This window comes from Moorena sp. SIO3H5 (genome assembly GCF_010692395.1).
Classification (GTDB): domain Bacteria; phylum Cyanobacteriota; class Cyanobacteriia; order Cyanobacteriales; family Coleofasciculaceae; genus Moorena.
This window is the reverse complement of the sequence record NZ_JAAHHS010000373.1, coordinates 1-7,474: the sequence shown is the minus strand read 5'-3', so window position 1 is coordinate 7,474 and position 7,474 is coordinate 1. Positions and strand designations below refer to the sequence as shown.

5 protein-coding genes and 1 pseudogene are annotated in these 7,474 nt (G+C 42.3%); 1 reads left to right on the top strand and 5 read right to left on the bottom strand.

Annotated features, from left to right (window positions below):
* Window positions 1-410 precede the first annotated feature (410 nt).
* Complete coding sequence (locus tag F6K52_RS28580; RefSeq protein WP_070392389.1) at window positions 411-650, bottom strand: hypothetical protein; 240 nt, start codon at window positions 648-650, stop codon at window positions 411-413.
* A 71-nt stretch (window positions 651-721) separates the two neighbouring features.
* Here F6K52_RS28580 and F6K52_RS28575 point away from each other — a divergent pair, with 71 nt between their 5' ends.
* Complete coding sequence (locus F6K52_RS28575; protein WP_293086621.1) at window positions 722-910, top strand: hypothetical protein; 189 nt, start codon at window positions 722-724, stop codon at window positions 908-910.
* On the opposite strand, the gene F6K52_RS28570 is transcribed toward F6K52_RS28575, so the two are convergent.
* From F6K52_RS28570 to F6K52_RS28555, 4 genes and pseudogenes are all read right to left on the bottom strand, one after another.
* Window positions 878-4,600, bottom strand: coding sequence for an NB-ARC domain-containing protein (locus tag F6K52_RS28570; protein ID WP_293086618.1), 3,723 nt, complete (start codon window positions 4,598-4,600; stop codon window positions 878-880). The two genes, F6K52_RS28575 and F6K52_RS28570, sit on opposite strands and share 33 nt — an antisense overlap.
* Window positions 4,597-4,737 carry a hypothetical protein gene (locus F6K52_RS28565; RefSeq protein WP_293086615.1) on the bottom strand — a complete coding sequence of 47 codons (141 nt, stop codon included), beginning with the start codon at window positions 4,735-4,737 and terminating at the stop codon, window positions 4,597-4,599. The genes F6K52_RS28570 and F6K52_RS28565 overlap by 4 nt, the downstream gene beginning before the upstream one ends.
* A 168-nt stretch (window positions 4,738-4,905) precedes the next feature.
* Window positions 4,906-5,097, bottom strand: a pseudogene (locus F6K52_RS28560) (hypothetical protein); the annotation flags it as partial.
* A 58-nt stretch (window positions 5,098-5,155) separates the two neighbouring features.
* Window positions 5,156-6,556 (bottom strand): cytochrome P450, encoded by a 1,401-nt coding sequence (locus F6K52_RS28555; RefSeq protein WP_364420166.1) that lies wholly within the window; start codon window positions 6,554-6,556, stop codon window positions 5,156-5,158.
* Window positions 6,557-7,474 lie beyond the last annotated feature (918 nt).

Sequence of the window (7,474 nt, the reverse complement as noted above, 5' to 3'; positions counted from 1 at the left end):
GCTAAGAAATTCGGGATTACGGTTTACATGATCGCGGTTATTACTGAAAATGGTTCTTCAGTACCTACTATGCGCTCATTTTAAGTAAAAAAAATCATAAAGCTTACTATACAAGCGTGATTTGCGCGGTCTTGGGGGTTTCCCCCGGAGACCAAACCTTAGACAGTTGAGCCTTTATGGTTGGTCGGCTATGCACAAAAGGGGTAAAACTTATTGATTAAGGCTCAACTGTCTTACGGTAAATTCAAACCATGAGCGACTGCATCAAGACAGGGTTCTGAGGCTATTTTTTTAACAAAAATAAATACTTCCTCTTTCCACTGCTCCCTGCTCCCTGCTCCCTACTCCCTTCGCTAAACTGTTAATTTAGCATAACAAGTACGAAAGATCCAAACAATTTTCATCTGGAATCACCAGTTTCGTTCAATGGTTATATCTTCAGAAGATAGGTAAGAAAACTCAATTCCCATTAAATCCAAAATTTTTAGAAAAACTTCAGGTTCTATTTGCATTATTTCTGCTGCTTTCTGTAAACTAATTAGTCTAGAAACTAAAGCCCCTATGACAAAGATAAAATTTTCTTTTTGCCCCATCTCCTGAAACAACTGTACTTCAGAAGCAATAGTTTTGAACATTTCTTTGTTACTCATGTTTTTTAATCCAAAAAACTAATCAAATAAACTGTTGTACAGTTCTACTTTATATAACGTTTCTAGTAGCTATGAGGTACACATTATTTTTTCCGACTTCCGACTTCCGACTTCTGACTTCCGACTTCCCTGCTCCCTGCTCCCTGCTCCCTAAAACCCAGAAATTTTTACCTCATAACTGCGATAAACGCTATAAAATGCATTTTAGCTTACCCATCTTATTGACATCAACTCAGTGCGCCCAACGCTTCCAGTGCTGACTTCTGTGCTAGGGTCAAACCAGTAACCCCTGTGATGTTCATACCTTGGTAAGGTCGATCAGGAATCAGGGTTTTAATACACTGACCTGTGTGAGTATCCCAAACTTTAATAGTCCCATCATTACTGCCACAAGTAAGCCAATAACTGCTCACCTGTTCTTGATCAGATCTACCCTGGTGATCTTGATGTTTTACAGGACTAAACCCAATCGATGACCGTACTGAATTTCTGTGACCGTGTAAGGTTCTCAGATCGTCACCCGTACTTGCGTGCCAAAGCCTTACGGTTTGATCTAAGCTACCACTGGCAATCAACTCACCATCAGGACTAAAGGCGACAGACCAGACACCTTTACTATGGCCCCGTAAAATCCTGAGACATTCCCCAGTCCTAACATCCCAAATCCGAACAGTTTGGTCTCCACTGCTGCTAACTAGGGTTTGGCCATCAGGACTAAAGGCTACCGACTGTACCCGACTAGTGTGACCCTGTAAAACCTTGAGACATTCACTACTCCTGACATCCCATAAGCGTATGGTTTCGTCTTCACTACCACTGGCTAGGGTTTGACCGTCTCGACTGAAGGTAACAGACCAAATCCAACTGGTGTGACCTCGTAATATCTTAAAACATTCACCAGTATTGACCTCCCATAAGCGGATGGTTTTGTCATCACCACTACTGGCAAGAGTCTCACCAAGAGGACTAAAGCTAACGGATTGCACCCAATAGGAGTGACCACACAATACTTTCAGGCATTGACCTGTACTTACTGACCACAAGTGTATGGTTTGGTCAGCGCTGCTGCTAGCGAGAATTTCACCATTGGGATGAAATGCCACAGAAGTCACCCAACCGGTGTGTCCCTCTAGTCTCTTTAAACAGTTATCATTACTGACATCCCACAACCTGACCATGTTGTCAGTACTGGCACTGGCTAATTGTTGACCATTGGGACTGAATACTGCTGAAAATACAGAATTAGTATATCCTTGTAAAATTTTAAGACATCTACCTGTGTTGCTATTCCATAGACGTACGGTTTGGTCACTGCTGCCACTAGCTACGGTGCGACCATCCCGATTAAATGCTACTGAAAATATAGAATTGGTGTGTCCTTGTAGGTAGTTCAGGCATTCACCACTGCTGACATTCCACAGCCTCACCGTCTGGTCATCACTGCCACTGACTAGGGTTTGCCCATCTGCACTAAACATTACTGAGCGTATTCTGTCGCTATGGTTAGTTAAGATGTTGAGACATTCACCTGTGCATGGGTCCCACAATCTAATGGTAAAGTCAGCACTTGCACTGGCTAACATCGCACCATCGGGACTAAAATTAACTGACCAAATCCGATTAGTATGACCATGACAGATCTGGCGACATTCACCAGTACTAAAATCCCACAGTCTCACTGTCTGGTCATCACTAGCACTGGCTAAGGTTTTACCATCTGCACTAAAGGCCACCGACAGGACTTGACCGGTATGTCCCTGACATACCTGACGGCATTCACCAGTATTTACATCCCAAAGCCTTACTGTTGATTCATCACTACCACTGGCTAGGGTTTTACCATCCCTACTGAATGCTACTGACCAAATAGAACTGGTATGGCCTTCTAAGGTTTTAATACACTGACCTGTGCTGACATTCCATAGTTTAATAGTTTTGTCACTACTGCAACTGGCTAGGGTATTACCATCAGGACTAAAGACAACAGACCAAACCCAACCAGTATGACCTTTGCAAATTAAAATTGGCTTACCATTCTCGACTTGCCATAAACGCAACTGACCTTCCACATCTCCAGTAGCTAAAAGCTTACCATCAGGACTAAACGCTACCCCAAATACTACTCCTAAGGTTTTAGTAAACACTGACTTGGATAAATCGGAGTGAGCGAAATTGACATCTTGTAAATCCACTCCTTGTAGATAAGCTTGCCAAATTGTAACTCTTGAAAAATCATAGCCTTTTAAACAGATTTGCTGTTGACAAAGGAGATTAATAATATTTCCACCAGCGTAGCCAATGGCTAAGGCAGGTTTGCCTCGAAGCGTGTCGAGAATCTGATTTAGATGGGTTTCTAGGTTACCCTTACCTGTTAAAGCAATCTGTAGACGCTCTACAATGGGTTTGATAATGAGACGAATTTGAGTATTTCTAATATAATCTTTGGTCTGAGCTTTGAGGAGAGCATGAGTCCTAAATAGGTAATTTTCCCAGTTGTTATTAGTGGTATTAATGGCGGTTATACCAGCAATAACGTCTTCACAGATTTTCTCAACCAAGCGTTCAGTTACATATTCCATCACCACCGGTTGTAAGGAAAACAAAGACGCTTTTCTTTCCACAAGCGATCGCTGTTCCAAGGATTCCAGGGTTTCGATCAGTTGTTGGGGTGGTACGGGGGGAAATATATCATCTCGTAAGTCAGTAAATGAGGCTTCTTCTCGATTGATGGCGAGCCAAAAAATAACTGTTCGTTCTGGCTCGCTTAATCGAGCAAAATGCTGATCTAAAAGATTTTTTATATTGCCAAATATTATCGCATCTTGATTTAAAAACTCCGCGATATTACCGGCGAATAATTTATGAATTGTTGTCGCTACAATTTTTAGAGCTAAGGGATTACCAGAATAACCATTAATTAACTTATTCCATTCCTTTTCTTTGCCTTCAAAAGACCCGACAATATTAAAAATTTCTTGTCCTTCAGCAGTTGTTAAACCACTTAATTGTAGGGAGCGAACAGGTAGCACTTCTGCTTCTAGCAGTCCAATTTCTTGAGGCTTCTCCCGAGAGGTTAGTACTAAGCAGCTTTGATGGGAGGTTTCGCCCCAGCGTCTCAATAGTTTACCGTATTCTTCATATCCAGCTCGATAATTTCCAGCAGCATTGCTTTGAGCTCCCCCTTGTAAAATTGTTTCCATATTATCGAGAACTAGCAAACAACGGTGGGAGCGTATATCATTCAGCAGTCGGGAAATTTTTTCGTCTGTAGTGTCTGGTAAATCAATGTCTTGCTGATTGGATAGAAATCTCAGCAACTGAGTCAAAATCTCTGATAGGTCAGGAGCATTACGTAGGGAGCGCCAAATAACAAACTCAAACTGGTGTTGGAGTTGTTGGGCAAGCTTGATGGAGAGGGAGGTTTTGCCCATGCCGCCCATCCCTAACAAGGCAACTAGCCGACAGTTTTCTGTCAGAATCCATTGCTGCAACTGGGCTAGTTCTGATTGTCGTCCATAAAAGAAACGAACATCAACGGCTTCTGACCAATCGTGACGGGCTTTTGCGTTCGCGTAGCTTGGCCTTAGGCCAATAGCATCTGTTTCCTCGGTAGAGTCCCCGACTAGGGTTGTGGTTTCCTGTGTAGTTGGCTGTTGGTTCGAGGAGATAGTTTCCTGTTCACTGCGCCACCGTCGTTCGAGGGCTGAGCGAAAGTTCTTTTTACTTACTTTTTCCCCCAAAGCCTCTGAGAGAAGTTTCCACAGCTTCGGACCGATATCATGTTTCAGGTAAGTCGGGGAATAGCCATAGGTTTCAGCAATAGTATCATAACTTTGACGCTTCCAGGACCAAGATGCCTCAATTAAGGCTTGCTGTAAATCCGTGAGATGATTCCCCGATTTGGCAAACACTAAGGCATTGGCGAATTCCAGAGCGTCTTCAAGGTTCATAGATAGCAGTTGTCAATTGGGTGAGGTACAAAATTATCGGTTGCGCGGGAGTAGGGAGTAGGGAGTAGGGAGTAGGGAGCAGGGAACAGCGGATCACCGGAACAGCGGATCACCGGAAAAAATCCTGTGTACCTCATAGCTATGATCAATGCTATAATTTTTTAATTATAGTTTATTGTGCTATAATATCATATTGTTATTTACTAATAGTTAAGGTCGTAGGTTTTAGGTTTTACTGCTCAGAGAGTGAGATAATAGCCGGAAAAGCTTATTTGGTAGAGATTGCAGCAATTTAGGATAAAAAAAATTCGAGTCTGAGAGCACTGATTCATCACCTCAAGGCGACGGCCATTGACTGCCATCCCTGACCAAGGGGCTTCAGTTAAAAAATGGTGTCTTCAGTTAAAAAATGGTGTAATCTGTGGTATGTAAATCAAACGGGCGTAATCAGCCATTTGAGAGAGGTTTTTTCTCTGACTTTCCCCCAATAATCTCCCATATTTCTTTCATCGCTCATACATTGACATGAAGTCTATGGTTTAAAAGGATTAAATCCTATTTAGCTCTGATTTTTGGTTTAAGTCCCGCTAGAGGTTTTTCTTCAGAAATGCGATCACCCTTCAGGATCATTTTCACCCCACCCGCAGGCTCAAGAGCCAAACCGCGACGCTGAGGTTTAACTGGACGACTATCGGCTAATTCTAGTTGATACTGCTTGAGAATGGTGGCCAACACTAATTTCATTTCAAACTCAGCCAATGCAGCACCAATACAGCGACGAGCACCCGCCCCAAACGGTATATATTCATAAGGAGAAAATTGACGCTCCAGGAAGCGTTCTGGCTTAAACTTTTTAGGTTCTGGGTATAACTCTTCACGCTGATGCAGCAAATGAACACAGGGAAAGATAATTGTGCCAGCTTCTAAATATTTTCCCTCCACTTCTACAGATTCTTGTACCAAACGAGGCAATGTCAACACTCCCACTGGATAAATGCGTAATGTTTCTTGCCAAACCGCAGTCAGATAGGGAAGTTGAAACAAACTCATCGGGTCGGGATTCTCTCCCAGAGAATCGATTTCTGCTAAGAGTTTATCTTTAACTTCTGGTAAGTGATGAATCCAATAAAAAGCCCAAGCCAGACCAGTAGCAGTGTTTTCGTAAGCTCCCACTAGCAAAGTGATCAACTCATCTCGTAATTCTTCATCACTCATCCCCTCACCATTTTCGTCACGAGCTGATAATAATAAACTGAGAATATCGGTGCGATCGCTCTCTCCTTGAGCACGGCGATCGCGAATTTCTGCATAAAGCAATTCATCCATTTGTTTTTGGTGACGATTAATCTTTGCCCCTGGACTCCAATCCCCATAATCTTTTGCTAGAAATGGAAAAAAAATTAAGCTGGCACTCAAGGGAGAACTCGTGGCCTTGAGTCTGGCAGATAATAATTCTTGTAATTGGTGATAATGTGGCCGATCATGCAAACCAAACACCGTAGAAAAAATTACCCGCATGGCAATTTTTTGTAAGGTGTCCCGAATTGTGAATGGTTGATTAACAGTCCACTGACTCGTCACATTTTTAGTGATATCGCAAATGAGCTGACCATAAGTGTGCATTCTTTCTCCGTGAAACGGAGGTAACAGTAATTTTCGCCGTGTTTTATGTTCTTCACCATCCAACATGATGACAGAATTACTACCTAATAAAGGTTCAAGAGTTTTATTTAAATTACCAGAGGCAGGAAACTTTTGAGGATTGCTTAAAATTGTTTGTAAACCTTGGGGGTTACTGATAAATACCACTTCCCCAAGATTTACCACAACTGGCGAGATAAAAATATCGCCATATTCTTTAGCTGTGGTTTCCATATAACCGACTGGATCTGAAAGCCACTTAAATACCTGCAAAAGCCAGAAATTTTTGGGTCTGTTAGGTAATGCTATTGTCATCGTTGATTATCTAATCTTTGTGTACTTATTGTTTATTGTAATCATCCTGAGGGGGTGACATGAGCCCTAAAAAGCTTACTATATAAGGTTTTTAGGTGAGCTCAGGTAAGATACAGTCCCAAATTGACCCTCCTTTCATTGTCAGCCATGCAAAGCGCGAGTGGGGGAAACCCCCGCGTGAAGGTAATGGTGCGCTTTCCGCATTAAGAATTAAATTCGCCACGGGTCGCACCTCTGCATCGCTTAATGGCAAGCTCAAACCCTTATAACTACGTCCAAGGTCGCGCCCAAAACCGCATGTATCTTTTTGTAACTGATTGGCTTAAATTATTATCTAGTAAGGATTTCAGCTTGCAAGTCACCCCCCCAGCCTGGATATTAACCGTAATCCGGGCTAATGGCTATGATTCAATAACCGAATTTATAGACAGTTTAGGGCATAATCTGACTTATTTGTTGTCTATTTGTACTTAGTCTGACTCTATCTCCATTTGAATCGACAATGAAACAGCCCTGCCCAGCAACAGAGCCTAACATCATCTCGTCAGTTCATAAATTAAGTCAAAATACTTATTGACAAACACCAGATGCTTCGGTTAATTTTTTGAAGTCCTGGGTTTGTCGAGGAAAATGGATCCTCAGATCCATTTTGGTAGAAGAAAAAGGCTGAAAATTTGTTCGTGTAGTCAGAAGTTTTAGCGTTCACCCCAAACCCTCCGATCCCCATGTAATTAAAGAGGAATTGAAATTATGCCTAGTATAGAGGATGGTACGTTGTGGATTATGGATGAATTGTATGGGATCCAAGAACTCCCACCCGAAGAAGATTATGAAACATTTACGAAGGCTGTTCTGATTTGTGCAAAGGGAGACGGGACAATATCGCCAGAAGAAAGAGCTTGGTTCGCCGAGATCGGG

Coding starts and splice junctions, on each gene's coding strand:
- F6K52_RS28580 (WP_070392389.1), bottom strand. CDS start 650: ATGAGTAACAAAGAAATGTTCAAAACTATTGCTTCTGAAGTACAGTTG.
- F6K52_RS28555 (WP_364420166.1), bottom strand. CDS start 6,556: ATGACAATAGCATTACCTAACAGACCCAAAAATTTCTGGCTTTTGCAG.
- F6K52_RS28575 (WP_293086621.1), top strand. CDS start 722: ATGAGGTACACATTATTTTTTCCGACTTCCGACTTCCGACTTCTGACT.
- F6K52_RS28570 (WP_293086618.1), bottom strand. CDS start 4,600: ATGAACCTTGAAGACGCTCTGGAATTCGCCAATGCCTTAGTGTTTGCC.
- F6K52_RS28565 (WP_293086615.1), bottom strand. CDS start 4,737: ATGAGGTACACAGGATTTTTTCCGGTGATCCGCTGTTCCGGTGATCCG.